Source organism: Stenotrophomonas riyadhensis (genome assembly GCF_040256885.1).
GTDB lineage: Bacteria > Pseudomonadota > Gammaproteobacteria > Xanthomonadales > Xanthomonadaceae > Stenotrophomonas > Stenotrophomonas riyadhensis.
This window is the reverse complement of sequence record NZ_CP155568.1, coordinates 477,178-502,961: the sequence shown is the minus strand read 5'-3', so window position 1 is coordinate 502,961 and position 25,784 is coordinate 477,178. Positions and strand designations below refer to the sequence as shown.

The following is a 25,784-nucleotide window of genomic DNA, read 5'->3' as shown; positions in this document are numbered from 1 at the left end:
GGCCGGCACTACCCAGGGTCACTCGAGCAGGTACGCCGACAGCGCTTCGCCATTCGCACCCGGCAGATGCGGCAGCCGCCCCCAGCACGGCATCGGCAGGCGCTGCTGCAGCGTGGTGATGTTCTCGTCCTGGCGCTGCATCGCCGGGTCGATGTGGTTGCCGATCCAGCCCAGGCACTCCACGCCGCTGGCCTGCAACGACTGCGTGGTCAGCCGCGCATGGTTGACGCAGCCCAGCCGCATGCCCACCACCACCAGCACGGGCAGCTGCAGTGCGCGCACCAGATCACGCTGGTCCAGCGTGACCGACACCGGCGCCAGCCAACCGCCCACGCCCTCCACCACCACAACGTCGGCCCGCGCTCGCAGACGTTCGAACGCGGCCACGATCGGCGCCAGCTCCACCTGCACGCCATCCTCGGCAGCGGCCAGCTCTGGCGCCAGCGGCTGCCGCAGCGCGTACGGGTTCAGGTCGGCATAGTCCGGCACCGGCCAGCTGGCCGCCTGCAATGCCAGCGCGTCCTCGTTGCGCAGGCCCTGCCCCAGGTCTTCGCTGCCACTGGCCACCGGCTTCATGCCCACCGCACGCAGGCCGCGCCGGCGCAGTGCATGTAAGAGCGCGGTACTGGCTGCGGTCTTGCCAATCTCGGTATCGGTGCCGGTAACGAACAGGGCGGGCGGCAGCGTGGCGGGCAACGGCATCGATGGGCTCCAACGGGGCAACAGAGCGTGCATTATCACCGGCCCGGCGCGCTTGCTAGACTGCGGGCATGTTCGCCAATGCCTCGCTTACCGGCAGCAAGCCGGAACAATACGCCCAGCTGCTGGAACAGGCCCGTGGCCTGGTCTACGGCGAGTCCGACCGCATCGCCAACGCGGCCAACCTCTCCGCACTGGTCTACCACGCACTGCCCGACCTGAACTGGGTGGGCTTCTACCTGTACGACGGCAAGGAGCTGGTGGTCGGGCCGTTCCAAGGCCTGCCAGCCTGCGTGCGCATCCCGTTGGACAAGGGCGTGTGCGGTGCCGCCGCCAGCCAGCGCGTGACCCAGCGCGTGGAGGACGTCGACGCCTTTCCCGGCCACATCGCCTGCGATTCGGCCTCGCGCTCGGAACTGGTGGTGCCGCTGCTGCGCGGCGATGAACTGATCGGCGTGTTCGACATCGACAGCCCGAAGGTGGGCCGCTTCGATGCCGATGACCAGGCCGGCCTGGAGGCGATCGCCCGCGTGTTCGTCGAGGCGCTGGGATGAGCGCGCCCAAGCTGCGCAACATCGGCCCCAAAAGTGCAGCCTGGCTGCGCCAGGTTGGCCTGCGCAGCCGCGAGGACCTGGTTGCGATCGGCGCGGTCGGCGCCTTCGTCAAGGTCAAGCGCGCGGGCTTCAAGCCCAGCCTGAACCTGTTGTACTCGCTGGAAGGCGCACTGCTGGACTGCCACTGGCAGGAACTGAGCGAGCCGCAGCGTGATGCGCTGGTGCAGGACTACGAAGCGCGCATCGCCGCGCATCCGCTGAAGGCGGCCGGCCCCGTTTCGGGTCCCGTGCATGAGCAGCGCTTCGATGCTGACGATGACGCTGAGGACGGCGTGGCCGAGCGCGCGGACGAGGATTGAGGCCTCCGCGTTCCTGGGGATGCCGGCCAGCGGCCGGCACTACCACTGTGATGCGGGATCGGTAGCGCCGGGTCATGCCCGGCGAGTGCGGTCAGGGCTGCTGCAGCTCCAGCAGTTCGCCCACCAGCCCGACCTCGCCGCGCTCCAGCCACACCCGCAGGCGTGTGCCGTGGTCGATGCGCAGGGCCCAGCACAGCGACATCGGCAGGCCGCAGACCTGCGACAGCACCATGCGCAGCGGGCCGCCGTGGCTGACCACCAGCGTCGGCACCGGATCGTCATCATCAAGCAGGCGATCCAGCGCGCGCGCGATGCGCCGCTCGAAGTGGCCCCAGCTTTCGCCGTTCGGCGGCGGGAATGCATGCGGGTCGGCATGGAAGGCCGCCAATGCGTCCTCCGGCAGGTCGAACAGCGACTGCCCGTCCCAATCGCCGAAATCCAGCTCTTCCCATTCCTCGTCCGCTTCCACGTCCAGCCCGCGCGGCGTGGCCAGGGCCATCGCCGTGTGCAGCGAGCGCAACCGCGGCGAACTGATCACCCGCTCCCACGGCTGCGCGGCGTAAGCGTCGACCAGTTCCTGCGGCAGACGGGCCAGCTGCGGTGGATCGCTGCGGCCATCGAGGAACTCATCGCGACCGTTGCCGGCATGGCGGACCAGGTCGAGGATCATGCGCGCGTCCTGTACAGGCAACGCGGGAACAGCGGAAAACGGGCGGACATCGGCAACGGCACCACGGGATCGAGGGACCATTCTAAGGGCTCAGCAAAGGCAGTCGAGCAGGCTCGACGCTACCGGCCGCCTGCGATGCCGTAGACTGCGCGCACTTCCAGGTGACCTGCGGCCACGGCCGGCAGGTTGAAACGGGAAGCCGGTGACGCGTGATTCCACGCCAGGCCGGCGCTGCCCCCGCAACGGTAAGCACGTCAGTTCCAGGCAACAACGCCACTGTGCCGCAGGCATGGGAAGGCGCCTGGACGGTGGCCTCGCGCCACCCGGCGGCAAGCCCGGAGACCGGCCCGGAAGCCTCAGGTCGCGATGCGGTGGGCATGGCGCTGGATGACCGCGGCCTGCGCTGCGGCGTCGGCGCATGCCTGCCTTCGCGGCTCCTCCCCTTCGCCACGCGGGCGTGCGTGGCACCTGGAGTCCCCCATGAAGCTGCAGTCCCGAATGCTGTCCCTGGCCGTGCTGGCCGCCCTGCCCGCGCTGGCCCAGGCCGCCGATGACACCACCGCGCTCGACCAGATCCTGGTTACCGCCACCCGCACCCCGATTGCCCTGCAGGACAGCATCGCGCCGGCCCAGGTGATCGACCGCGCGCAGATCGAATCCAGCCAGGCCACCTCGCTGCAGGAACTGCTGCGCGGCCGCGCCGGCATCAACCTGACCAATGCCGGCGGCCTGGGCAAGCAGAGCTCGCTGTTCCTGCGTGGCACCAACTCGGGCCACACCGTGGTGCTGGTGGATGGCGTGCGCATCAACAGCGCCGACCTCGGCCTGGCCATGTACCAGGACCTGCCGCTGGCGCAGATCGAACGCGTGGAAATCGTGCGTGGCCCGCAGTCCAGCCTGTACGGCGCCGACGCCATCGGTGGCGTGATCCAGATCTTCACCCGCCGCAACCAGGGTGACTTCGCCCCGCACTTCCAGCTCGGTGGCGGCAGCAATGGCCTGCGCGAGGCCAGTGGCGGCATCGGCGGTGGCACCGAACGCGGCTGGTTCGGCGCTGACATCGCCTACCAGCATTCCGACGGCATCGATGCCTGCCGCGGCTCCTCCTCGGTGTTCTCCGCGGGCTGCTTTGCCGACGAGCATGACCGCGACGGCTACCGCAACCTGTCCAAGAGCCTGCGCGGCGGCTACAGCTTCAACGACCAGTGGACCATGGAAGGCAGCGCATTGCGTGCCGACGGCAAGAACCACTACGACGGCTACTACAACTACTCGGAGACCCGCCAGCAGGTGCTGGCCGGCAAGGTGCGCTACACCCCGTCCGAACGCCTGGCGTTCACCGCCAACGTCGGCCGCAGTGACAACGAGTCGGACAACTTCGGCGCACCGGGGGTGTTCGGCAGCGCGCAGACCCATCGCGACAGCGCCTCGCTGCAGGGTGACTTCGGCGTGGCCGAGGGCCAGCTGCTGAGTGCAGGCGTGGATTGGAGCGAAGACAACCTGGATGGCAGCAGCGCTGGTTACCTCGTCGACAGCCGCCGCAACACCGGCGTGTTCGTGCAGTACCAGGGTCGCTTCGGCCGCCACCAGCTGCAGGCCAGCGCGCGCAACGACGACAACCAGCAGTTCGGCAACCACGCCACCGGCAGCGTGGGCTGGGCGATGGAACTGGAGCACGGCCTGCGCGTCAATGCCAGCTACGGCACGGCGTTCAAGGCACCGACTTTCAGCGACCTGTACGACCCATGGAGCGGCGTGCGGACGTTGAAGCCGGAGAAGTCCAAGAGCGCCAATCTCGGCGTTTCGCAGCAGGGCCAGGGCTGGCACTGGGGCCTGGACGTGTACGAGACCCGCATCGATGACCTGATCACCTACGATGCCTCCACGATGAAGATGCGGCAGGTGGAGAAGGCGCGCATCCGCGGTGCCGAGCTGACCGGTGGCATGCTGCTGGCCGGCTTCGACATCAATGCGCAGCTGAGCTATACCGACCCGCGCAACCGCACCCACGGCAGCACCCAGTTCGACAACTGGCTGCCGCGCCGCGCGCAGCAGAACGCACGCCTGGACATCGACCGCCGCTTCGGCGATTTCCGCGCCGGCCTGACCGTGCAGGGTGCAGGCAAGCGCTATGACAACGCCAGCAACTCGGTGAAGGTTGGCGGCTACGGCACGCTGGACCTGCGCGCCGAGTACGCGCTGACGCCGGAGTGGTCGCTGCTGGCGCGTGCCGCCAACGTGTTCGATCGCCGCTACGAGACCGTAGCGTGGTTCAACCAGCCGGGCCGCGAGTACCAGCTGAGCGTGCGTTACCAGCCGAAGTGAGCGCGACGGTCATGGTAGTGCCGGCCGCTGGCCGGCAACATCATGACCTTCGGCAGCGCATTCCGGGTTGCCGGCCAACGGCCGGCACTACCCATTGCGTCAGCCGGGTCTGCCGGCCGGCGAACGGGATTATCCGTTGCGTCAGGCCTGCAACCCCGGCAGCTCACGCAGGTCGTCGATCACCGCCACCGCGTCTGCGGTGGCCAGATCCAGGCCGCGCGGATAGCCATAGCGCACCAGCGCGATCGGCATGCCGGCCGCTTCGGCGGCACGGTAGTCGGTCAACGAATCACCCACCATCAGGCAGGTGTCCGCCGGCAACCCGAAGTGCGCGGCGATGTGCCGCAGCGGTTCGCCACTGGGCTTGCGCTGCGGCAGCGAATCTCCGCCCAGCACCAGCGCAAACGCATCACCGATACCCAGGTGCTGCAGCAGCGGCGGCACCAGCGCTTCGGGCTTGTTGGTGCAGATCGCCAGCGGCACCGCGCGTTCCCGCAGCTGTGCCAGCGCTTCGGCCACGCCGTCGAACAGGCGCGGGCTGCGCAGCAGGCACTCACGGTAGTGCACCATGAACACCGGCATCACTTCAGCCAGGTCGACTTCGCGACCGGCGGCATGCACGGCCTGCTCGACCAGGCGGCGCACACCATCTCCGATCCAGCCCAGCACCGTGGCTTCCGGCACGCGTGCCACACCGATGTCCTCCAGCGTGCGGTTCAGTGCTTCGGCGATATCGGCGGCGCTGTCGACCAGCGTGCCATCAAGGTCGAACACGACCAGCGGATAGGGATACGACAAGGAACGACACCTGCATGACGTGGAGCTGTCCATTGTACGCCGCTGGTTTTTGCGCCGATCCGCCTCAACCAATCCGGCGTGCGCGGGTGGCCAGGAAGGTGGGCAGATAACGGTCGATCAGGAAGCGCGGCTGCGGCTGCCAGTCTTCCATGAAGCGATCGATGATGAAGCCGGCATCGAGCTGACCACCGATCAGCTCGGTCAGGCTGTGGCCGAAGGTCAGTGCGTCGCCCCGTGCCAGCTTCGCCTCGCGCTCGGCCGGCGCCAGGTCTTCCAGGTCCGAATAGGGGATGGCGTACTGCGGCCGGATCAGACCCTGTGCGTCCAGCTGCGGATCGCGCGCGCCGACGAACAGCACCGGGTTGTAGAAACTGGCCATCAGCAGGCCATCGGGTGCGAGAACGCGCCGGCATTCGGTCCACACCGGGCGCACATCAGGCACGTACAGGTTCGAGATCGGGTGGAACACCACATCGAAACTGTCGTTGGCGAACGCATGCAGATCGCGCATGTCACCCTGTACGGTGCGCAGCTGCAGGCCGTCACGCGCAGCGACCCTGCGGTCCTGTTCCAGCTGCCCGTCGGACAGATCGAACACGGTGACGTCTGCCCCAGCCGCCGCCAGCACCGGCGCCTGCTGGCCGCCCCCCGAGGCCAGGCACAGGATGCGACGGCCGCGCACGTCCCCCAGCCAGTCCAGCGGCAGCGCGCGGGGCGTCAGCTGCACCTGCCAGCGGCCTTCGCGCGCGGCGGCGATCGTTGCGCTTTCCACCGGGCGCGACCATTCGCGCACTTCGCTGGCCTGTCGGTCCCAGGCGGCACGGTTGTGGTCGATCAAGGCCTGTCCATGGTTCATGCGTGCTCCTTGCCCGGTGGGCGCCAATCCAGATCCTGGAAGGCCGGGCTGGCGAAACACTCGCCCAGGAAATCCAGGAATCGCCGCATGATAGCGGGCTGCTGGCGCCGTGACGCGTACACGGCATGAATGCCCAGTTCGTCCAGGCTGAAATCGGGCAGCAGTTCGATCAGCTCGCCACTGCGCAGCAGCGGCGCCACCTGGTAGGTCGGCAGCATGGCGATGCCGGCGCCGGCGCGCACCGCCTCCAGCAGCAGCGAGGCCTCGTTGGCGCTGATGTTGCCGCCCACCGCCACCGACAGCGAACGACCGTCGCGGTGCAGCTGCCAGAGGCTCTTGCCGACGTAATGATGGGTCAGGCAGTTGTGCGCGGCCAGATGCTCCGGCGCGGTCGGCGTGCCACGCGCCTGCAGGTAGGACGGCGTCGCGCACAGTACCGAGCGGCAGGTGGCCAGTCGCCGTGCGATCAGGCTGGGGTCGATCTGGCGCGCGATGCGCACAGCCAGGTCCACCCGCTCTTCCACCAGGTTCACCGTGCGGTCGACCAGCAGCAGCTCGATGCGCGCCGCCGGATGGCGCGCGACGAAGCCAGCCACCGCCCGTGCCAGATGGCTCTGCCCGAACGAGACGCTGGCGGTCACCCGCAACGTGCCATGCGGCTCGGGATCATCGCTGGCCAGTTCGCCCTGCAGTTCTTCACCGATCGCCAGCATCTGCCGGAAGCGCGCCAGTGCCGCCTCGCCAGGACCGGTCAGGCTGACCCGGCGCGTGGTCCGGTGCAACAGGCGTGCGCCCAGCCAGCCCTCGACCTCGGCCAGATAGCGGCTGACCATCGCCCGCGACATGTCCAGCACCTCGGCGGCGGCGGTGAGGCTGCCGCGCTCGGCCACCTCGACGAAGACGGTCATGGCGGTCAATCGGTCCATATGCTCGATCCATGCAACAAACAAGCGCGTTATACGCTGTTTTTCGATCAACTGCAGCAGCCTAGAGTGGCCCCATTCCCACCCCACACCGCCCCACGGAGTCCTGCCATGAAGATCGCCCTCGTTGGTTCCACCGGCAACATCGGCCGCCAGATCGCCCGCCACGCGCTGGCCCGCGGCCACGAACTCACCGTCATCGTGCGCAGCGCACAGGACCTGCCGGCCGAGCTGGCCGGTGCCCATCCGGTGATCGCCTCGCTGGATGACCAGGATGCGCTGGTTGCCGCCATCACCGGCAACGACGTGCTGGCCAGTGCTTACGGCCCGCGTCCGGGCGATGACATCGGCCGCGTCGGCGAGGTCGCCGCGCAGCTGGCTGCCGCCGCACGCAAGGCCGGTGTACCGCGCCTGGTGGTGGTCGGTGGCGCCGGCAGCCTGGAAGTGGCGCCGGGCGTGCAGCTGGTCGATACCCCCACCTTCCCGGAGGCCTACAAGCCGTACGCACTGGCCCATCGTGAAGCCTTCAACCGCCTGCAGGCGGTGGATGACCTGGACTGGACCTTCTTCTCGCCGGCTGCCGAGATCGGCCCGGGCGAAGAGCGCGGCCAGTACCGCGTGCAGCCCAAGGCGTTCCTGGCCGATGCCGGCGGCCACAGCCGCATCAGCTACGCCGACTACGGCGCGGCGTTCGTCGCCGAGCTGGAAGCGCACCAGTACCCGAAGCAGATCATCACTGCGGCGTATTGATCCACGTCCGTCCCTTGCAGCGCCGAGCCCGCGCTCGGCGCTACGCGAACCTGCAGCCGGGCATTGGCTCGGCTCTACACAAGGAATTCCAATGCGTACCGCTGCCCTGCTGCTTCCCCTCGCCCTGGCCGCCAGCTTCACCAGTGCGCCGCTGCTGGCCGCGCCGGCCACCGCAGCGCCGGCCACGGCGAAGAAATCCCAGCTGCACCTGCAGACCTTCCATCCCGGCCCGCAGGCGATGTTCTCGGTGTCCTCGGTGCTGATCGAAGGCCGCCACGACGCGATCCTGGTCAATGCGCAGTTTGCTGCCAGCGACGCGCGCAAGCTGGTCGAACTGATCCGCGCCAGCGGCAAGCAGCTGACCACCATCTACATCAGCCACGGCGATCCGGATTACTACTTCGGCCTGGCCACGCTGCAGGACGCGTTCCCGCAGGCACGCATCGTCGCCACCGCGCAGACCGTCGCCCACATCCAGCAGACCCAGGCCGGCAAGCTGGCCTACTGGGGACCGAAGATGGGTGCCGACGTGCCCGCGCGCATCGTGGTGCCGCAGGTGCTGGACGGCGATGCCCTGCAGCTGGAAGGCGAGCGCCTGCCACTGATCGGCCTGGATGGGCCGACGCCGGACCGCACGGTGCTGTGGGTGCCGTCGCTACGCGCGATCGTCGGTGGCATTCCGGTGGTGGCGGGCGAACACGTGTGGATGGCCGATACGCAGACGCCGAAATCACATGCCGACTGGCTGCAGACCCTGCAGCGGCTGCAGGCGCTGAAACCGAAGGTGGTAGTGCCGGGGCACTACGCGCCGGGCGCGGCGCTGGATGCCAGTGCGCTGCGCTTCACCGCGGACTACATCCGTGCGTTCGACGCCGAGACGGCAAAGGCCAAGGACAGTACGGCGCTGGTGAAGGCGATGCAGGCGCGCTACCCGAAGCTGGACGGCGTGGCGTCGCTGGAGTTGAGTGCGAAGGTGGCCAAGGGCGAGATGCAGTGGCCGTGAGGTAAGGAGTTTTCTTTTGCAGGGCTGCGCCCTGCACCTGCAGAGGCAACAGCAACAGCAACAGCAACAGCAACAGCTGGCTATCCGTGGGATGGCGGGGGGGGTCCGGTTGCGGGGGACGCTGCAAGTACGTCCATGTAAGCTCGGTCGCCGCATCCATGCGGCTCACGCCCCCGCAACCGGACCCACCCCGCCTTCGACAGTTTCCCGCCATCTGTCGGAACCTGCTGCTGATGGAACCTGCTGCTGTTGGTGGGTGCCGACCGTTGGTCGGCACGGCAATGATCAGTGCTCGAACAATTCGCCCTGCACCATCGGTTCCTTTTCGCGGAAGCCGCCCAGCCCGACGCCGACCAGGCGGTAACGTGTCTCCGCCGGCAGGTCGACGCGGGCGCGCAGGGCCAGGGCGATGTCGCGCAGTTCTTCCATCGACTCGGGCGGGCGCTCGGGGGTGAAACTGCGGGTGAGGATGCGGAACTGCGCGGTCTTCAGCTTCAGCACCACGGTGTGGCCGACGCGTTCGGTCTTGCGGGTGGCGTTCCAGGTCTTCTCTGCCAGCTGCACGATGGCCTCACCCAGGTCTTCCAACGGCAGGTCTTCGGCGAAGGTGTCCTCCGAGGAAATCGACTGCACCTGCTGGTCCGGCTCCACCGGCCGCTCGTCGATGCCGCGTGCGCGGTTGTACAGGCTGCGGCCGAAGCTGCCAAACGCCTCTTCCAGATCGATCAGTGCCCACTGCCGCAGGTCACCGCAGGTGACGATGCCGCGCGCGGCCAGCTTGCCTTCCATCACCTTGCCGACGCCGGGCACCCGGTTCACCGGCAGTGGCAGCAGGAAGGCGTCCACCCGCTGCGGTGGAATCACGAACTGGCCATCGGGCTTGCGCCAGTCCGAGGCGATCTTGGCCAGGAATTTGTTCGGTGCGATCCCGGCTGAAGCAGTCAGCTGGGTTTCCTCGCGGATCTGCGCGCGGATGGTACGGGCGATGTCGGTGGCCAGTTCGATGCCGCTCTTCGGCTCGGTCACGTCCAGGTAGGCCTCGTCCAGCGACAGCGGCTCGACCAGGTCGGTGTGGCGCAGGAAAATCCCGCGTACCTGCTGTGACACCGCCTTGTAACGTGCGAAGTCCGGCGGCACGAAGATCGCGTCCGGGCACAGGCGCTCGGCACGCACGGCGGGCATCGCCGAACGCACGCCGAACACGCGTGCCTCGTACGACGCCGCGCACACCACTGAACGTGCGCCGCGCCATGCCACAACCACCGGCTTGCCGCGCAGTGACGGATCGTCGCGCTGCTCCACCGACGCGTAGAACGCGTCCATGTCGACGTGGATGATCTTGCGCAGTCGGGTCATGTCAGGCGGAAAAGGCGGGGGCGGGCCGGGCGGGCCACACGCCGAAGTATGGTCTTTGCACATCAACAGGATGCGCGTATTCCCTTGAAAACACTACGGTTGCGTACGGTTGAAATGTTTGATCGGCGCAGTTTCCACGGGCATCCTCGAGCGCTTGTTTCCCTGTTTCCCCGCTTCCAGGATTGTGCTTCATGACCCGTCTCCACGCGTTCAACCGCGAACAGCTGCTGGCCAGCGCACGCGGTGAACTGTTCGGCACCGCTGCCGGCCGTTTGCCCAACGACCCGATGCTGATGTTCGACCGCATCACTGAAATCCGCGAGGACGGCGGACCGCATGGCAAGGGCATGGTACGCGCCGAACTGGATATCCGCCCGGACCTGTGGTTCTTCGGCTGCCACTTCATCGGCGACCCGGTGATGCCCGGCTGCCTGGGCCTGGATGCCATGTGGCAGCTGACCGGCTTCTTCCTGACCTGGCTGGGCGCCCCCGGCAAGGGCCGCGCGTTGGGCTGCGGCGAGGTAAAGTTCACCGGCCAGGTACTGCCGGACGCCAAGCTCGTGCGTTACGAGATCGACATCAGCCGGGTCATCAACCGCAAGCTGGTGATGGCCCAGTCGGACGCCCGCATGTACGTGGATGATCGCGAAATCTACAGCGCGCGCGACCTGCGCGTCGGCCTGTTCACTGAAACCGGGAGCTTCTGATGCGTCGCGTTGTCATCACCGGCATGGGCATCACGTCCTGCCTCGGCAATGATCTGGATACCGTTTCGGCCGCGCTGCGCGAAGGGCGCTCGGGCATCACCCTGCTGGCCGACCATGCCGATGCCGGCCTGCGCAGCCAGGTCGGCGGCCGTGTCGACCTCGATCTGGACGCCCTGATCGACCGCAAGCAGAAGCGCTTCATGAGCGACGCCGCGGCCTTCGCCTTCCTGTCCATGCGCGATGCCATCGCCGATGCCGGGCTCAGCCCCGAGCAGGTCAGCAATCTGCGCACCGGCCTGATCGCCGGTTCCGGTGGCGGCTCCAGCGAGTGGCAGATCGGCGCGGTCGATCTGCTGCGCGAACGTGGCGTGCGCAAGGTCGGCCCGTACATGGTGCCGCGCACGATGTGCTCGACGGTCTCGGCCTGCCTGGCCACGGCCTACCAGATCAAGGGCGTCAGCTACTCGCTGTCGGCCGCCTGCGCCACCTCGGCGCACTGCATCGGTGCCGCCGCGGACATGATCCGCCACGGCGCGCAGGACATCATGTTCGCCGGTGGCGGTGAAGACCTGCACTGGTCGATGAGCGTGATGTTCGATGCGATGGGCGCGCTGTCGACCAGCTTCAACGAGACCCCGGCCAGCGCCTCGCGTCCATACGACAAGGACCGCGACGGCTTCGTCATCGCCGGTGGCGGCGGCATGCTGGTGCTGGAGGACTACGACCACGCCATTGCGCGCGGCGCGCACATCCATGCCGAGCTGATCGGCTATGGCGTGACCTCCGATGGCGCCGACATGGTCGCGCCGTCCGGCGAAGGCGCGGTGCGCTGCATGAAGATGGCGCTGCAGGGCGTCGACCGCCCGCTGGACTATCTCAACACCCACGGCACTTCCACGCCGCTGGGCGACGTCACCGAGCTCAACGCGATCCGCGAAGTGTTCGGCGATGCGGTGCCACCGCTGTCCTCGACCAAGGCGTTGTCCGGCCACTCGCTGGGTGCGGCCAGCGTGCATGAGGCGATCTACTGCCTGCTGATGATGCGCGATGGCTTCGTTGCCGGTTCGGCCAACATCGGCGAACTGGACCCGAAGGTGGAAAGCTTCCCGATCCTGCGCGAGAGCCGCGAGCAGAAGCTGGATACGGTGATGTCCAACAGCTTCGGTTTCGGTGGCACCAACGCGGCGCTGGTGTTCGGGCGGGTGTGATGGGGGCAGGTGTGCCGACCCACGGTCGGCACCCGTAGAGTCGAGCGTGCTCGACTGCATTGAAAAGCGTGCCAACCAAGGTTGGCACCTACCGTTACCTTGGTAGCAGCGGCAACAGCAGCGCGTGCGCGTCCACCAGCGAGCCGACGATGCGGTGGCCCAGTGCGCGCAGCTCTTCATCCGGATGCACCAGGTCCGGCACCTGGATCACGGTCATGCCGGCAGCCAGCGCTGCACGCGTGCCGGCCGGTGAATCTTCCAGCGCCAGGCAGCGCTCGGGCACCTGGCCCAGCCGCTGCGCGGCCAGCAGGTAGATATCCGGCGCCGGCTTCGGCCGCGCCACATCACCACTGGTGATCACGGCATCGAAATACGGCAGCAGGCCGGCAGCGGCCAGCTTGCGGTTGGCCCGCGGCTGCCGCGTGGTGGTTGCCACTGCACGCGGGATCGCATGCGCCTTCAGCAGTTCCAGCAGCTCCAGGATGCCCGGCCGCAGCGGCAGGCCAGTCTGCGTGCGCGCTTCGTACAGCTCATGGCAACGTGCCGCCACCGCCTCGATCACGCTGTCCTCGATGCCCTGCGCACGCAGCAGCGCGTGCGTGTCACGGTCACCGAGGCCGACCATGCGCAGGAACACCGTTTCGTCCAGGCCCAGCCCGAACGCGTCGGCGGCCTCGCTCCAGCAGGCCAGCGAGACCCGCTCGCTGTCGATCATCAGGCCGTCCATGTCGAAGATGACGGCGTCGGGCAGGAACGGCAGCGCAGCGATGGTGGTCATGGAGCGAACAGCGTATCCAGGTCGGTGGGAGTGAGCTGCCGCCATTGCCCTTCGTCCAGTCCCTGCAGGTCCAGCCCGCCTACGCGGCTGCGATGCAGGGCCTGCACGTGGTTGCCGGTGGCGGCGAACATGCGGCGTACCTGATGGTAGCGGCCTTCGTGCAGCACCAGGCGCGCGCGACGCGTATCCAGCACTTCGAGTTCAGCCGGCAGCAGGGGGGTCTTCTCGGACTCCAGCATCAGCGTGCCGCTGGCGAACAGGGCCACCTCGTCGCCGCGCAGGTCGTCGCTCAGTTCCACCTCGTAGACCTTCGGCAGCTTCGACTTCGGCGAGATGATCCGGTGCAGCAGGCCGCCATCGTCGGTCAGCAGCAGCAGGCCGCTGGTCTCGCGGTCGAGGCGACCCACCGTGGACAGCACCGGATCGCGGTCGCGGAAGCGCGCCGGCAGCAGGTCGTAGATCAGGCGGCCGGTGTCCTTGGTCGAACAGGTGTAGCCGGCGGGCTTGTGCAGCGCGATCGACAGCCCCACCGGCGGGTCCAGCGGCTCGCCGTCGATCCGGATCGCCTCGTGCGGCACCTGGTCATCGGCGTACAGCACCTCGCCGTCGGCGTCGGTGACGCGGCCCTCGCGGAACATCCACTGCACCTGCTTGCGGCTGCCATAGCCCAGGTTGGCGATGTGCTTGACCAGCTTCACTTGCCCTTCCCCTTCACCGCTTCCACCAGCTTGAAGCCATCGCGCTCGGCGATCACGCGCACCGCGCCAAAGCTCTCGTTGAGGGTGTACTCGTATGGCAGGTGGCGATTGGCCACCACGTACAGGCGCCCGCCCGGGCGCAGCGCCTGCGCGGCCACGGCGATGAAGCGCTGGCCGATGTCCGGGCGGTCGGCACGCGAGGGTGTATGGAACGGCGGGTTGCTGATGATGACGTCGTAGCCCGGCTCGATGCCGGCGGTGACGTCACGCCACAGGAAGCGCAGCGGTAGCGGGCGCGGCGGCGGCGCCAGGTTCAGCTCGGCCAGGGCCAGCGCTCGCTGCTCGGCCTCGTACAGGTCCAGCGCGGTGATCTTCGGGCAGCGCTCCAGCAGCTCGCGCGACAGGTAACCGTAACCAGCGCCCAGATCAGCGGCACGCCCGGCCAGGTCAGCCGGCAGGTGCTCGGCCAGCAGCGCCGAAGCCGGGTCGATGCGGTCCCAGGCGAACACGCCCGGGCGGCTGAGGAAACGGCCACCGACGATCGGGCGCACCGCGTCCAGCGCCGACCAGCGCTTGGCCAGGTCAGCGTCGTGCTGGCCCTGCATCGGCGCGGTCCAGTACACGCGGCAATGGTTCTTGGTCAGGCTGCCACCGAGGCCGGTCAGCTGCTTGAGGTCGCCCTCGCCCGAGCGGGCACCTTCGTTGTTGGACTGGCAGGCGACGATGCGTCCGCCCTCGGCAACCAGCGCCAGCGCGCGGGCGAACAGCGCGCGGGCTTCTTCACGCTGGCGCGGCGGCAACACCAGCACCAGCGGATAGCGGCCCTTGCCGGCCACATCGTCCAGCTGGCCACTGACAGTCCAGCCAGCGGCCTGCTGCAGCGGCTGCGCGAACGGGGCGAAGCTCTGCTCGCAGTGCACCTCGCGGTTGCCGGCCGCTTCGCGCAGCGGCCAGCCGTCGCGGGCACGCAGGAAGGCCACCGGACCCTCCGGCCAGCGCAGGGCACCTTGGGAGAACGGCAGGAACAGGGTCTGCAGGGGGGCGTCGTCGCTGGAGGCCATCGGCGCGGGTACTTCAAGCGTGAGGGCCGTCCATTGTACCGGCTTGGCCGGGCCGGCCCCGGCGGCAACTTTGCGAAACCCGAACGGGGCCTTGATCTGCCAGCAACATTGAAACGTTCAGGGTAGAGGCTCCCCCGGAAACCCAGGAGAACCCGCATGCGAGCCTTGTTCGTCGGTGGCGTGGTCGACAACAGTGAAATGGACCTGGAAGGCAGCCATCCGCCCGTGCACTACCCCGAGGACACCGGCGGCGGCCACTCGCGCTACCGGCTGCACCAGGTCGGTCATGGCGCCGATGGCAGCGTGGCCTATGCGGTATACGGCGCACCGGACCTGGCCGATGACGAGGTGGCGAGGGTCGCGGAGGAGCGCGCCTATGCGCGGCGGTTCGAGGCGACGCCGACGTTGTTCGAGCACTGACACATCTGTAGCGCCCGAGCCCACGCTCGGGCGACGGCGCAGCCGAGCGTGGGCTCGGCTCTACATCGGATCAAGGTGCCTTGGGTGGCAGGCGGTTGATGCTGGCGATCTCGTCCAGCCACACATGGTGCTGCTGCACCGGCGTGTCGTAGTCATCCAGGCGCAGCTGGCCATTGCTGCCTTCGTCACCGGCCTCATCGCGATACTGCTGGAGGGTGGGTTTCACCGCCACGGTGCCCAGCAGGCGGCGACCATCGTGCAGGGTCAGTTCCACCTGCGTTTCGCCTTCCAGCTGCGGCAACAGGGCTTCCAGGCGCGCGATCTGCGCTGGATCGGTATGGATACGGGGAGCTGTGCGGGACATCGGCGACCTCCTGCGTGCAGGGTCGCCGATCGGCCGTGAATGCTCAGTGCAGCGCGCTGTCCGCGCGTGGCACCTGTACCTTGCGCACGGCGGACACCAGCTGCGCCACCGAATACGGCTTGGCGACATGTTCCTGGAAGCCCGATGCCAGCGCACGACGCCGGTCATCGGCACGCGCCAGCGCCGTCACCGCCACGGCCGGAAGGGTCATGGCATCCACACCCATGTCCTCACGCAGCGTGCGTACCAGGCCGTAGCCATCCATGCCCGGCATGCCGATGTCGGTCAGCATCACGTGGTACTGCAGGTGACCGGTATCGGCCAGCAGCGCCAGTGCTTCACCGGCCGAGCTGGCCGCCGACACGCTCGCACCCTGCTCTTCCAGCATGCGCCGCAGGTACTCCAGCACTTCCGGCTGGTCTTCCACCGCCAGCACGTGCATGCCGCGCAGCGGATACGGCTCGACGATCACCGGCTCCAGGATCGGCCCGCTGATCACTTCACGCAGCGGGCGCCGCTCTGCATCGGGAATGTGCTGCGGCAGGCGAACCGTGAAGGTGGCGCCGTGGCCATGGCCTTCGCTGGCGGCGGTGACGGTGCCACCGTGCAGTTCGACCAGCTGCTGCACGATCGCCAGGCCCAGGCCCAGGCCGCCATGACGGCGGGTGGTGGTGCCATCGGCCTGGCGGAAGCGACTGAACAGGTGATTGAGGAATTCCTGTGCGATGCCGTCGCCGGTATCGCGCACGGTGATCATCCAGTAATTGCCTTCGGCCTGCAGCTGCAGGTCGATGCGGCCCTCGGCCGGGGTGAATTTGATCGCATTCGAGAGCAGGTTCCAGAACACCTGCTGCAGGCGCGTGGCATCACCCAGTACCAGACTGGGCTGCTCGGGCAGCTGCAGGTGCACGTCCAGCGCCTTGCCTTCGGCCACCAGTTCCTGCGCGCCGATGGCCTCACCGAGCACCGTGCGCAGGTCCAGCACTTCCACCTCCAGCTGCACCTTGCCCAGCAGCATGCTGCTGAGGTCAAGCATGTCCGAGATCAGCCGCTTCTGCGCACCCGCGCTGTTGGCGATCACGTTCAGGCCCTTGTACAGCGGGCTGGTGTTGTCCACGCGCTGCAGCAGCAGTTCGCTCCAGCCGAGGATGGTGGTCAGCGGTGTGCGCAGCTCGTGCGACAGCGTGGCCAGGAATTCATCCTTCAGCCGCGCCATGTTTTCCGCAGCGCTGCGCGCGGCACGCTCGGACTGCAGCAGTTCCTCGCGCGCCAGCTCGATCTCACGTCGTTCGGTCACGTCCGGACTGCTGCCGGCCAGGCCGATGAAACGGCCCATGCGCGAGAAGCGCGGGCGGGCATTCATTTCCAGCCAGCGCCACTGGCCATCGGCGCGCCGCGCCCGCACCAGTGCATGCATCGAACGTTGCGCCTTCAGCGCTTCCTGCAGTTCGTACTCGAACACCGACGCATCATCCGGATGCACCAGGCCACGCCAGACGTCTTCCGGCACACGCGTCTCATCACCCCCGAAGAACTCGCTGAAGGCGCTGTTGACGAAGCGGGCATGGCCGCGCTCGTCGAGTACCCACACCGGCATCGGCAGGCCATCGGCCAGCGCGCTGAAGCGGGCTTCGCTCTCGCCCAGCTCCACTTCCATCTGCTTGCGCGCTGTGATGTCGAAGAACAGGATGCCGACCTTGTCTTCCCCCGGACGGCCCACGCGCACCGCATCGACCGCGAACGAGCGCCCCAGCGCACGTGCCTCCATCTCGAACTGTGCCGGCCGGCCACTGCGTGCGACCTCGCCGTAGATGCGGAACCAGTCTTCCTCATGGTTCGGTTCCAGCAGGCTCATGCGCTGGCCACGTGCATCCTTCAGCCCGGTGTGCCGCTCGAAGGCGTCATTGACCTCGATGAATCGATAGTCCACGGCCCGGTCGCCCTCGAACAGCACCTGGATCACGCAGAAACCGGCGTTGATGCGCTCAAGCACGCCATGATGCAGGTCGGGTTCGGGCGCCGGCACCATCATCGGTGGGCGCTCCACGAGGGGCGGCAGTGTGGACAAGGGCGTCTGTGCAGGCCGGGTTGGAGGCACAGCATCTTCCAAAGGGCGTATTCACAGCGTCAAGCGCCGTCAGTCATGGTTGACGACGATGAATTGGCGGCAACCACCCTTGCGCACGACGCATCAGGCCATTGCTGTCGCCTGAAAGCAGGATCACACTCGATCCGTGATCAACATCGCCCCCATCGAGGGACGCAGGAGACCGTCATGAAACGCTCACTCGCGATTGCCCTGCTGGCAGGCGCCCTTGTGGCGGGCGGTGCCAGCGCGGCACCGCGCACCGTGACCGATCCGGAAGCTCCCCGCGCACTGCAGGCCGATGGCCCGGTCAGCGTGAAGTGGGACGATCCGGCCAAGTTCACCGAGATCCGCCAGAGCACCAACCGCTTCGAGGCCGAACGTGGCGACTGGGTGCAGCAGCTGGCGCGCTACCTGCAGACCACCGCGGCCAAACCGCTGCAACCAGGGCAGACGCTCGATGTGACCCTGGTCGACATCAAGCGCGCCGGTGACTACGAGCCGTGGCACGGCCCGCGCGGCCGCGACATCCGGATCATGCGCGACATCTACCCGCCGCGGATCAGCCTGCAGTACACGTTGAAGGACGCCAGCGGCCGTATCGTCAGCGAGGGCGATGCGCGCCTCAGCGATACCGGCTACCTGCACAACCTGGGGCTGAAGAGCGACAGTGACCCGCTGCGCTACGAGAAGCGCCTGATCGATGACTGGGTCAGGCGTCAGCTGGCCAGCCAGGCCACCGCCGCGCGTTAGTCCCCACGGCGACCCGCACCAGGCGACCACTGCGCGTAACGCCCGTCGGTAGGTGTCGACCTTGGTCGACACGCATTCACGGCGCCGAGCGTGGGCTCGGCGCTACACGTACACCTTCGCCACGCGCTTGACCGCGCACGGCAGCTGATAGGCGCTCACGCCACAGCGCGGCGCCAGTTCCGCCAGCGTCGGTGCACTCCCCCACAACTCCACCACACTGCCAACGCCGGCCTGCGGATGCGAGGTCAGGTCCACGGTCAGCATGTCCATCGACACGCGGCCGATCAGGGCTCCGGGATGACCATCGATCAGCACCGGCGTGCCATTCGGTGCGAACTGCGGATACCCGTCGGCATAGCCGAGCGCGACCACGCCCACGCGGGTGCGTGCCTTGGCCACGAAGCGCGCGCCATAGCCCACCGGCTCACCGGCCTCGATCCAGCGCTCGGCGATCACCTTGGACTGCATCGTCATCACCGGGCGCAGGCGCTCGGTCAGCGCGGTGTTGTCCGGCAGCGGGTTGGCGCCGTACAGCATCAGGCCCGGGCGGACCCAGTCGCTGCGCACATCCGGCCAGCCCAGCAGTGCCGGCGAGTTGCATACACTGGTCTCGCCTTCCAACCCGTCAGTGGCGCGGGCGAAGGTCGCGGCCTGCTCGTGGGTGCGCTCGCTGTCCAGCTCGTCAGCGCGTGCCAGGTGGGTCATCAGCACGATGCGTTCGACCTGCGGCAGCGCCAACAGGCGTGCATGCGCGGCGCGGAAGCTGTCCACGTCCAGGCCGAGGCGATGCATGCCGCTGTCCAGCTTCAGCCACACCGTCAACGGACGCGGGCTGTCGAAGGCAGCGACGGCTTCCAGCTGCCACGGCGAGCCAACGGCGAACCAGAAATCGTGTTCGGCCACCAGCGCCATGTCGCTGGGCTCGAAGATGCCTTCCAGCAGCAGGATCGGCGCACGGATGCCGGCCTGGCGCAGTTCCAGCGCCTCTTCGATGGTGGCCACGCCGAAGCCATCGGCCTCGCCTTCCAGTGCCTGCGCACAGCGCACTGCGCCGTGGCCATAGGCATCGGCCTTGATGATCGCCAGGGCCTTGCCACCGCCCAGTTCACGGGCGAGCCGGTAGTTGCTGCGCAGGGCGCCCAGATCGATCAGCGCGCGGGCAGGACGCATGTGCGGTTCTCTTGTTGCGGCGCGTGACCGTACTGGCCGTAGCGGAAAATATCCAGGCCTTCGGTGCTGATCTGCGGCTGGCGCGCGCTCATCAGATCGGCCAGGTAGCGGCCCGAGCCGCAGGCCATGGTCCAGCCCAGGGTGCCGTGGCCGGTGTTGAGGTACAGGTTGCGGAACGGCGTGGCGCCGATCACCGGCGTACCGTCCGGCGTGGCCGGGCGCAGGCCGGTCCAGAACTGCGCGCGCGACAGGTCGCCGCCCTTCGGGTAGAGATCGCTCACCACCAGCTCCAGGGTCTCGCGACGGCGCTGCGACAGCGACAGGTCGAAGCCGGCCACTTCGGCCATGCCACCGACGCGGATGCGGTCGTCGAAGCGGGTGACCGCCACCTTGTAGCTCTCGTCGAGGATGGTCGAGGTCGGCGCCATCGCCGGGTCGGTGATCGGCAGGGTCAGCGAGTAACCCTTCAGCGGATACACCGGCAGGCGCATGCCCAGCGGTGCCACCAGCGCCGGCGAGTAGCTGCCCAGCGCGACAACGAAGCGGTCGGCGGTTTCCAGCTTGCCGTCGATGCGCACACCAGTGATGCGGTCGCCATCGAATTCCAGGCCGGTGATGTCCTGGTCGAAACGGAACTCGACACCGGCATCCACGCACATCTGCGCCAGGCGGCGGGTGAACAGCTGGCAGTCGCCGGTCTGGTCACGCGGCAGGCGCAGCGCGCCGACCAGGCCATCGACATGGGCCAGGGCCGGTTCGGCCTGGATGATGCCGGCGCGGTCCAGTACCTCGTACGGCACGCCGTACTGGGCCAGGATCTCGATGTCCTGCGCCGAGGCATCCAGCTGCTGCTGGGTGCGGAACAGCTGGGTGGTGCCCAGGTCGCGGCCTTCGAACTCGATGCCGATCTGCGCGCGCAGCTCGTTCAGGCAGTCGCGGCTGTACTCGGACATGCGCACCATGCGCGCCTTGTTGATCGCGTAGCGCTCGTGGGTGCAGTTGCGCAGCATCTGCCACAGCCAGCGGTACTGGGCCAGGTCCATGCCCGGCTTGATCGCCAGCGGCGCGTGCTTCTCGAACAGCCAGCCGATGGCCTTCTTCGGCACGCCCGGGGCGGCCCACGGCGAGGTGTAGCCGAACGACAGCTGGCCGGCATTGGCGAAGCTGGTTTCCAGCGCCGGGCCGGGCTGACGGTCGATGACCGTGACTTCAAACCCGGCCTGTCGCAGGTACCAGGCACTGGTGGTGCCGATCACGCCGCTGCCGAGGACTAGGACTCGCATGGGACTTCTCCAACCCGATCATTCCCTGCACTGGAGCGTGCCGGGACCATAATTGGGGAAGTATAGACAGCCATTCCCAGTTGATTTGCCTGTTTTGAAATCAACCGGCAGGATGTTCTCCTGCAATTCATTCCCCAAGGTTGACGGCCATGGCCACCCGTACCCGCGAACTGGACAAGATCGACCGCAAGATCCTGCGCATCCTGCAGGCCGAGGGCCGCATCTCCTTCACCGAACTGGGTGAGCGGGTCGGCCTGTCAACCACCCCATGCACCGAGCGCGTGCGCCGGCTCGAGCGCGAAGGGGTGATCACCGGCTACCACGCCCACCTCGACCCGGCGGCGGTGAAGGCCAGCCTGCTGGTGTTCGTGGAGATCAGCCTGGCCTACAAGTCCGGTGACATCTTCGAGGAGTTCCGGCGCGCGGCCCTGAAGCTGCCCAACGTGCTGGAGTGCCACCTGGTGTCGGGCGACTTCGATTACCTGCTGAAGGCGCGGATCAGCGAGATGGCCTCCTACCGCAAGCTGCTCGGCAGCACCTTGCTGACGCTGCCGCATGTACGTGAGTCGAAGAGCTACATCGTGATGGAAGAAGTGAAGGAAACGCTGAGCCTGCCGATTCCGGATTGAGGCGCGGCTGCGATTGGGGTCAGAGCCCTTCATGCGGGATCCGACCCCGGTCAGGATTCGGCAAGGGGTCGGATCCCGCGCAGCGGGCTCTGACCCCGGTCATGGCAACCGTCAGCGCTGCTGCGGATGCTTCTGCGAGCGCTGTTCCTGCTGCTTGCCACCCTTGTGCGGCTGCTGCGGCTCCATCTGCTGCTGTTGCTGCTGTTGCTGCTGTTGCTGCTGCGGGTTGCGGCCCTGCGGTTCCTTGCCGGGATGACGGTTCTGCTGGTTTTTCATGATCGCGATCCAATGGACGAAGGACATGCGGCGGCGGAATGCCGGCGCACGGTCACGTTGGTCCCGGAACGGTTAATCGCAGGCGAAAAAGCAGTGATCTGCAGCAGGTTGTTTTCGTGCGTTCAGGCCGGACAGCGTGCGCTAGCCGCCAACCTCGTTTGGCACCCGAGATCAGCGCTTGATCTGCTGGCCATCGCCGGCCGGCACGCTGTCGTAATAGCGGCCGGTACGCGAATCAAACACGCGGTTCGGACCGGCCGGGCGCAAACCAGGCACGATACGGCCATTGCGGTCGTATACCTTGTCGGCCGGCTTCGGCCCCGGGGTGGGCGCGATCTGGGCGGGGCCGGTGGACTTGATCGGCTGCGCCGGCTGCGGCGAGGGCAGTACCTGCGGCTGCGGGCGGGCGGCCTGCGGCGGCGGTACCACCGGCGCTGGCGCCACGGTGGTCGCACTGCGGGTGGCGGTGGGGTCGGCAGTGGGCACCTGGGCCAGCGCCAACGTGGGCACCAGGGCCATCAACAGCAGGGAAAGGGTCGGTTTCATGTCACGCTCCGGCGTGGATCACATTTACCTTGCGCCTGCACCTGTGTGCCGCCCATGAACGGCCATCACACTTGCAAGGCTGCGCCCGCAGCCCCACGTTTGTCGGCATCCCCAGGCCATCAACCCCACGGAGAGCCGGCATGACTGCCTTCGACCTGACGCCCCCCACCGCCACCCAGACCGAGGCGCTGATCGCCGGCCTCAGCAGCGAAGAGCGCCGCGTGCTGCTGCAGCACGGTACCGAGGCGCCGTTCTGCGGCGTGTTCCTCGACAACAAGCGCGAGGGTGTCTACTGCTGCCGGCTGTGCGCGCTGCCGCTGTTCCGCTCCAGCACCAAGTTCGATTCCGGCACCGGTTGGCCGAGCTTCTTCGCCCCGTTCGACCCGGCACACGTGCGCGAAATCCGCGATACCAGCCACGGCATGGTCCGCACCGAGATCACCTGCGCGCGCTGCGGCAGCCACCTGGGTCACGTTTTCCCGGACGGCCCACCGCCCACCTACGAGCGCCACTGCCTGAACTCCGTCTCACTTTCGTTCACCGGCAATGGCGAGCCCTGGCCCGACCCGTTGCAGCGTGGCGGCGCCGAAAGCGGCGTGGCGGGCTGAAACACCCCGCTGACCGATTTCACAGAATTCCCTCTTCAGAAAACCGGGCGACGGGCCGACAAGGAGATATCCCCTCTCCTTGCGTCGCCCCATGCTCATCATCGTTGGATTCCTGGTCGTCATCATCAGCGTGATCGGGGGCTACCTCGGTGCCCACGGCCGCCTGGGTGCCCTCTGGCAGCCCTACGAACTGGTCATCATCGGCGGCGCCGCGCTCGGCGCCTTCCTGGTCGGCACCCCGGCCAAGACGGTCAAGCAGACCCTGAAGGCCATGGTCGGCGTGTTCAAGGGCCCGCGCTACAAGCAGCAGGACTACATCGATGTCCTCAGCCTGCTCTATGAACTGCTCAACAAGGCCCGCCGCGAAGGCTTCATGGCGCTGGAAGACCATGTCGAGCGTCCGGCCGAAAGCGCGTTGTTCAGCAACTACCCCAAGGTGCAGGCCGACCACCACCTGATCGACTTCATCACCGACTGCCTGCGCCTGATGATCGGCAGCAACATCGAGCCGCACGAGCTGGAGCCGCTGCTGGAACTGGAGCTGGAAAAGCACCACGCCGAAGCCATGGCACCCTCGCAGGTACTGACCAAGGTGGCCGACGGACTGCCCGGTTTCGGCATCGTTGCGGCGGTGCTGGGCATCGTCATCACCATGGGTTCGATCGGCGGCGACATCGTCGAGGTCGGCGGCCACGTGGCCGGCGCGCTGGTCGGTACCTTCCTGGGCATCCTGCTGGGCTACGGTTTCGTCGGCCCGATGGCAGCCGCCATGGAAGCGCGCGCCGAGCAGGACAGCCGCATCTACGAATCGGTGAAGACCGCCCTGCTGGCCTGCCTGCGTGGCTACAACCCGAAGATCGCGCTGGAATTCGCCCGCAAGACGCTGCCGTCGAACGTGCGCCCGGCCTTCTCCGATTTCGAGCAGCACCTGAAGACGGTCAAGTAAGCCATGGCCGAGACCAAGCCCACTGTCATCGTCCGTCGGGTCAAGAAGGCCGGCCACGCCGCCCATCATGGCGGTTCGTGGAAGGTGGCGTATGCCGACTTCGTGACCGCGATGATGGCGTTCTTCCTGGTGCTGTGGCTGATGGCCACCACCAACAAGAACGACCGTGCGGCCATTTCCGAGTACTTCCGCAACCCCAGCCCGCTGAGCGGGCAGAACGCCACGCCGGCGCCCGGCATGGCCGGCCCGGGTGGCGCCAGCACCTCGATGATCAAGCTCGGTGGCGCCACCGACATCTCGCGGGGCAGCAGCAACGATCCCTTCCAGAACCAGAAGGAAGCCGTGCCGCAGCCGGTGGACCAGCAGCAGCGCGACAAGCAGCAGCTGGAAGCGCTGATGAAGGAACTGCAGGAAGCGATCAGCAAGAGCCAGGCACTGGAGCCGTTCAAGGACCAGCTGCTGCTGGACCTGACCCCGGAAGGCCTGCGCATCCAGATCGTGGACAAGCAGAACCGGCCGATGTTCGACCTCGGCAGCGCCACGCTGAAGCCGTACACGCAGCAGATCCTGCACGAGCTGGCCAACTACCTGAACCACGTGCCGAACCGGATCAGCCTGACCGGCCACACCGACATCACCGCCTATTCGGCCGCGCGCGGCTACGGCAACTGGGAACTGAGCGCCGATCGTGCCAACGCCGCACGGCGCGCACTGGTGGACGGCGGCCTGGAGGACAGCAAGATCACCCGCGTGGTCGGCCTGTCTTCGTCGGTGCTGTTCGACAAGGCCGACCCGCAGAATCCGATCAACCGACGCATCAGCATCGTGGTGATGACCCAGGCCGCCGAAGCAGCCGCCCTGGCCGGTGCCGGCCCGCAGGTGGGACTGTCGGCCCCCGCCGCCGACCCGGACGTGCAGGCCGCGCAGGGTCCGGCGCGCTGAATCGGGGTCAGATCCCTTTCCATGGGAAAGGGATCTGACCCCACCTGCACGCGGCCGCTACAATGGCGGTCTTTCCGTTTCCAGGTGACCCCACCCCATGTCCCAGAACTCCAAGGCCAAGCGCGACAAGCGCAAGAAGCAGCAGGCCAAGCGCCCGTTCCTCCGCCTGAACGCCCAGCAGCAGGTGCAGAACCATGCCGTGCTGACCAACGAAGACGGCCAGGTGGTCGCGGCCATCGGCCTGCAGGGCCGTGAGTGGCTGCTGGCCATCGGCGGCCAGACCATGGGCAATGCCGAGAACCCGGTGCCGATGCTGGCCATGCTCAAGCACCTGGCCAACGTGCAGGAGAAGGAAGGCCGCAAGGTCAACCTGGAGTACTCCGAGCTGCTGCAGAAGCTGCTGGACACCCTGGCTGCCGACGCTGGCCAGACCGCTGACGAGTACCTGGACAAGCTGGTCGCCGAGTTCGAAGGCGTCGACGCTGCTGAGGGCGAGGAAGGCGAAGCCGCCGAGGGCGACGTGGCCGAAGACGCCGCTGCCGAGGCCGCTCCGGCTGCTGACAGCGACAGCAAGCCGCAGGCCTGAACCGGCCGCGGCGGTGACGGTCTACGTCGATGACGCGGTGCATCCCTGGCGCGGCCAGCGCTGGGCGCACCTGATGGCCGACACCCTGGCCGAGCTGCACGCGATGGCGGCGCAGCTCGGCATTCCCCCGCGGGCCTTCCAGAACAAGGCCAGCGGCGCCCACTACGATGTCACCGCCGAGCTGCGCGCGCAGGCAATCGCGCTCGGTGCGCGGGCCATTTCCCGGCACGCCGACCGCGAACTGGTCAAAGCAGTGATCGCCAACGCCAGGGCGCAATACCGGCCGTAGGCAGTGGCGGGGGGCTACCGCTTGCTGTGCTGGGTGGGGCTACCACTTCCTGTGGTGGGTGCGGACCTTGGTCCGCACATCAGGCACGGGGCATGCCAACCAAGGTTGGCATCCACCCATAGGCGGGCTCCGCACCCACCT

At 67.7% G+C, this 25,784-nt stretch carries 30 protein-coding genes and 1 riboswitch; of the genes, 15 read left to right on the top strand and 15 right to left on the bottom strand.

Going from position 1 to position 25,784, the window contains the following annotated elements:
* Nucleotides 1-18: 18 nt before the first annotated feature.
* Nucleotides 19-702: a dethiobiotin synthase gene (gene bioD / locus SriyCCGPB3_RS02355; RefSeq protein ID WP_350259831.1), complete on the bottom strand. Its 684-nt coding sequence runs from the start codon at nucleotides 700-702 to the stop codon at nucleotides 19-21.
* A gap of 68 nt (nucleotides 703-770) precedes the next feature.
* On the opposite strand from bioD, the gene SriyCCGPB3_RS02350 reads away from it, so the two are divergent.
* Both SriyCCGPB3_RS02350 and SriyCCGPB3_RS02345 read left to right on the top strand, forming a co-directional pair.
* Entirely contained in the window at nucleotides 771-1,253 is a 483-nt protein-coding gene (locus tag SriyCCGPB3_RS02350; RefSeq protein ID WP_110710949.1) for a GAF domain-containing protein, read from the top strand.
* Complete coding sequence (locus SriyCCGPB3_RS02345; protein WP_350259830.1) at nucleotides 1,250-1,612, top strand: TfoX/Sxy family protein; 363 nt, start codon at nucleotides 1,250-1,252, stop codon at nucleotides 1,610-1,612. The genes SriyCCGPB3_RS02350 and SriyCCGPB3_RS02345 overlap by 4 nt, the downstream gene beginning before the upstream one ends.
* 91 nt (nucleotides 1,613-1,703) lie before the next feature.
* Here SriyCCGPB3_RS02345 and SriyCCGPB3_RS02340 read toward each other — a convergent pair whose 3' ends face one another.
* Complete coding sequence (locus SriyCCGPB3_RS02340) at nucleotides 1,704-2,282, bottom strand: histidine phosphatase family protein (protein ID WP_032128728.1); 579 nt, start codon at nucleotides 2,280-2,282, stop codon at nucleotides 1,704-1,706.
* 142 nt (nucleotides 2,283-2,424) lie between these two features.
* A riboswitch (cobalamin riboswitch) is annotated at nucleotides 2,425-2,647 on the top strand.
* Between the two features lie 115 nt (nucleotides 2,648-2,762).
* On the opposite strand from SriyCCGPB3_RS02340, the gene btuB reads away from it, so the two are divergent.
* Nucleotides 2,763-4,607 (top strand): TonB-dependent vitamin B12 receptor, encoded by a 1,845-nt coding sequence (btuB, locus tag SriyCCGPB3_RS02335; protein WP_350259829.1) that lies wholly within the window; start codon nucleotides 2,763-2,765, stop codon nucleotides 4,605-4,607.
* A 141-nt stretch (nucleotides 4,608-4,748) separates the two neighbouring features.
* Here btuB and gph read toward each other — a convergent pair whose 3' ends face one another.
* From gph to SriyCCGPB3_RS02320, 3 genes are all read right to left on the bottom strand, one after another.
* Nucleotides 4,749-5,405 carry a phosphoglycolate phosphatase gene (gene gph, locus SriyCCGPB3_RS02330; RefSeq protein ID WP_350259828.1) on the bottom strand — a complete coding sequence of 219 codons (657 nt, stop codon included), beginning with the start codon at nucleotides 5,403-5,405 and terminating at the stop codon, nucleotides 4,749-4,751.
* Between the two features lie 64 nt (nucleotides 5,406-5,469).
* Nucleotides 5,470-6,261 (bottom strand): class I SAM-dependent methyltransferase, encoded by a 792-nt coding sequence (locus SriyCCGPB3_RS02325; RefSeq protein WP_153856216.1) that lies wholly within the window; start codon nucleotides 6,259-6,261, stop codon nucleotides 5,470-5,472.
* Complete coding sequence (locus tag SriyCCGPB3_RS02320; RefSeq protein ID WP_153856215.1) at nucleotides 6,258-7,187, bottom strand: LysR family transcriptional regulator; 930 nt, start codon at nucleotides 7,185-7,187, stop codon at nucleotides 6,258-6,260. Before SriyCCGPB3_RS02320 ends, SriyCCGPB3_RS02325 begins: the two co-directional genes overlap by 4 nt.
* Nucleotides 7,188-7,295: 108 nt before the next feature.
* Between SriyCCGPB3_RS02320 and SriyCCGPB3_RS02315 the strand changes: the two genes are divergently transcribed.
* Complete coding sequence (locus tag SriyCCGPB3_RS02315) at nucleotides 7,296-7,934, top strand: NAD(P)-dependent oxidoreductase (protein ID WP_350259827.1); 639 nt, start codon at nucleotides 7,296-7,298, stop codon at nucleotides 7,932-7,934.
* 91 nt (nucleotides 7,935-8,025) lie between these two features.
* A complete protein-coding gene (locus tag SriyCCGPB3_RS02310; RefSeq protein ID WP_350259826.1) occupies nucleotides 8,026-8,937 on the top strand; it encodes an MBL fold metallo-hydrolase in 912 nt (303 codons plus the stop codon).
* Nucleotides 8,938-9,222: 285 nt separating this feature from the next.
* Here the strand turns inward: SriyCCGPB3_RS02310 and dinB are convergent, their stop codons facing one another.
* Nucleotides 9,223-10,293 carry a DNA polymerase IV gene (gene dinB / locus SriyCCGPB3_RS02305; RefSeq protein WP_350259825.1) on the bottom strand — a complete coding sequence of 357 codons (1,071 nt, stop codon included), beginning with the start codon at nucleotides 10,291-10,293 and terminating at the stop codon, nucleotides 9,223-9,225.
* A gap of 191 nt (nucleotides 10,294-10,484) precedes the next feature.
* Between dinB and fabA the strand changes: the two genes are divergently transcribed.
* Nucleotides 10,485-11,000, top strand: a complete 516-nt coding sequence (fabA, locus tag SriyCCGPB3_RS02300; protein ID WP_049432293.1) for a 3-hydroxyacyl-[acyl-carrier-protein] dehydratase FabA — start codon at nucleotides 10,485-10,487, stop codon at nucleotides 10,998-11,000.
* The gene (gene fabB / locus SriyCCGPB3_RS02295; protein WP_350259824.1) at nucleotides 11,000-12,208 is read left to right on the top strand and encodes a beta-ketoacyl-ACP synthase I; all 1,209 of its coding nucleotides are present in this window, start codon (nucleotides 11,000-11,002) and stop codon (nucleotides 12,206-12,208) included. The genes fabA and fabB overlap by 1 nt, the downstream gene beginning before the upstream one ends.
* Nucleotides 12,209-12,302: 94 nt before the next feature.
* Here fabB and SriyCCGPB3_RS02290 read toward each other — a convergent pair whose 3' ends face one another.
* From SriyCCGPB3_RS02290 to SriyCCGPB3_RS02280, 3 genes are read right to left on the bottom strand one after another with little or no spacing between them, the layout of a single operon-like run.
* Nucleotides 12,303-12,986, bottom strand: a complete 684-nt coding sequence (locus tag SriyCCGPB3_RS02290; RefSeq protein WP_350259823.1) for an HAD family hydrolase — start codon at nucleotides 12,984-12,986, stop codon at nucleotides 12,303-12,305.
* Complete coding sequence (locus tag SriyCCGPB3_RS02285; protein WP_110710938.1) at nucleotides 12,983-13,684, bottom strand: pseudouridine synthase; 702 nt, start codon at nucleotides 13,682-13,684, stop codon at nucleotides 12,983-12,985. The genes SriyCCGPB3_RS02290 and SriyCCGPB3_RS02285 overlap by 4 nt, the downstream gene beginning before the upstream one ends.
* Nucleotides 13,681-14,745: a class I SAM-dependent methyltransferase gene (locus tag SriyCCGPB3_RS02280; RefSeq protein WP_110710937.1), complete on the bottom strand. Its 1,065-nt coding sequence runs from the start codon at nucleotides 14,743-14,745 to the stop codon at nucleotides 13,681-13,683. The genes SriyCCGPB3_RS02285 and SriyCCGPB3_RS02280 overlap by 4 nt, the downstream gene beginning before the upstream one ends.
* A 156-nt stretch (nucleotides 14,746-14,901) precedes the next feature.
* On the opposite strand from SriyCCGPB3_RS02280, the gene SriyCCGPB3_RS02275 reads away from it, so the two are divergent.
* Nucleotides 14,902-15,165: a hypothetical protein gene (locus tag SriyCCGPB3_RS02275; RefSeq protein ID WP_005407925.1), complete on the top strand. Its 264-nt coding sequence runs from the start codon at nucleotides 14,902-14,904 to the stop codon at nucleotides 15,163-15,165.
* A 70-nt stretch (nucleotides 15,166-15,235) separates the two neighbouring features.
* On the opposite strand, the gene SriyCCGPB3_RS02270 is transcribed toward SriyCCGPB3_RS02275, so the two are convergent.
* The gene (locus SriyCCGPB3_RS02270) at nucleotides 15,236-15,529 is read right to left on the bottom strand and encodes a DUF3247 family protein (protein WP_110710936.1); all 294 of its coding nucleotides are present in this window, start codon (nucleotides 15,527-15,529) and stop codon (nucleotides 15,236-15,238) included.
* A gap of 43 nt (nucleotides 15,530-15,572) precedes the next feature.
* Entirely contained in the window at nucleotides 15,573-17,561 is a 1,989-nt protein-coding gene (locus SriyCCGPB3_RS02265) for a hybrid sensor histidine kinase/response regulator (RefSeq protein WP_153856211.1), read from the bottom strand.
* Between the two features lie 243 nt (nucleotides 17,562-17,804).
* Here SriyCCGPB3_RS02265 and SriyCCGPB3_RS02260 point away from each other — a divergent pair, with 243 nt between their 5' ends.
* Nucleotides 17,805-18,368 (top strand): DUF3016 domain-containing protein, encoded by a 564-nt coding sequence (locus tag SriyCCGPB3_RS02260; RefSeq protein ID WP_110710934.1) that lies wholly within the window; start codon nucleotides 17,805-17,807, stop codon nucleotides 18,366-18,368.
* Between the two features lie 102 nt (nucleotides 18,369-18,470).
* Here SriyCCGPB3_RS02260 and alr read toward each other — a convergent pair whose 3' ends face one another.
* Both alr and SriyCCGPB3_RS02250 read right to left on the bottom strand, forming a co-directional pair.
* Nucleotides 18,471-19,538, bottom strand: a complete 1,068-nt coding sequence (gene alr, locus SriyCCGPB3_RS02255; protein WP_164161795.1) for an alanine racemase — start codon at nucleotides 19,536-19,538, stop codon at nucleotides 18,471-18,473.
* A complete protein-coding gene (locus SriyCCGPB3_RS02250; RefSeq protein ID WP_005412127.1) occupies nucleotides 19,517-20,821 on the bottom strand; it encodes a D-amino acid dehydrogenase in 1,305 nt (434 codons plus the stop codon). Before SriyCCGPB3_RS02250 ends, alr begins: the two co-directional genes overlap by 22 nt.
* 149 nt (nucleotides 20,822-20,970) lie before the next feature.
* Between SriyCCGPB3_RS02250 and SriyCCGPB3_RS02245 the strand changes: the two genes are divergently transcribed.
* Nucleotides 20,971-21,450 carry a winged helix-turn-helix transcriptional regulator gene (locus SriyCCGPB3_RS02245; RefSeq protein ID WP_005407919.1) on the top strand — a complete coding sequence of 160 codons (480 nt, stop codon included), beginning with the start codon at nucleotides 20,971-20,973 and terminating at the stop codon, nucleotides 21,448-21,450.
* A gap of 111 nt (nucleotides 21,451-21,561) precedes the next feature.
* Here SriyCCGPB3_RS02245 and SriyCCGPB3_RS02240 read toward each other — a convergent pair whose 3' ends face one another.
* Both SriyCCGPB3_RS02240 and SriyCCGPB3_RS02235 read right to left on the bottom strand, forming a co-directional pair.
* Nucleotides 21,562-21,753 carry a lana protein gene (locus SriyCCGPB3_RS02240; protein ID WP_164086219.1) on the bottom strand — a complete coding sequence of 64 codons (192 nt, stop codon included), beginning with the start codon at nucleotides 21,751-21,753 and terminating at the stop codon, nucleotides 21,562-21,564.
* A 144-nt stretch (nucleotides 21,754-21,897) separates the two neighbouring features.
* Nucleotides 21,898-22,272: a classical arabinogalactan protein 4 gene (locus tag SriyCCGPB3_RS02235; protein WP_164161793.1), complete on the bottom strand. Its 375-nt coding sequence runs from the start codon at nucleotides 22,270-22,272 to the stop codon at nucleotides 21,898-21,900.
* Between the two features lie 140 nt (nucleotides 22,273-22,412).
* Here SriyCCGPB3_RS02235 and msrB point away from each other — a divergent pair, with 140 nt between their 5' ends.
* The 5 genes from msrB to SriyCCGPB3_RS02210 all read left to right on the top strand — a co-directional run bounded on the left by msrB (nucleotide 22,413) and on the right by SriyCCGPB3_RS02210 (nucleotide 25,643).
* The gene (gene msrB / locus SriyCCGPB3_RS02230) at nucleotides 22,413-22,880 is read left to right on the top strand and encodes a peptide-methionine (R)-S-oxide reductase MsrB (protein ID WP_005415117.1); all 468 of its coding nucleotides are present in this window, start codon (nucleotides 22,413-22,415) and stop codon (nucleotides 22,878-22,880) included.
* A gap of 91 nt (nucleotides 22,881-22,971) precedes the next feature.
* Nucleotides 22,972-23,826: a flagellar motor stator protein MotA gene (gene motA / locus SriyCCGPB3_RS02225; RefSeq protein ID WP_014035838.1), complete on the top strand. Its 855-nt coding sequence runs from the start codon at nucleotides 22,972-22,974 to the stop codon at nucleotides 23,824-23,826.
* Between the two features lie 3 nt (nucleotides 23,827-23,829).
* Nucleotides 23,830-24,768, top strand: a complete 939-nt coding sequence (motB, locus tag SriyCCGPB3_RS02220; RefSeq protein ID WP_014035837.1) for a flagellar motor protein MotB — start codon at nucleotides 23,830-23,832, stop codon at nucleotides 24,766-24,768.
* A 97-nt stretch (nucleotides 24,769-24,865) separates the two neighbouring features.
* Complete coding sequence (locus tag SriyCCGPB3_RS02215; RefSeq protein WP_153856207.1) at nucleotides 24,866-25,354, top strand: hypothetical protein; 489 nt, start codon at nucleotides 24,866-24,868, stop codon at nucleotides 25,352-25,354.
* A 13-nt stretch (nucleotides 25,355-25,367) separates the two neighbouring features.
* Nucleotides 25,368-25,643 carry a DUF4031 domain-containing protein gene (locus SriyCCGPB3_RS02210; RefSeq protein ID WP_004153991.1) on the top strand — a complete coding sequence of 92 codons (276 nt, stop codon included), beginning with the start codon at nucleotides 25,368-25,370 and terminating at the stop codon, nucleotides 25,641-25,643.
* Nucleotides 25,644-25,784 lie beyond the last annotated feature (141 nt).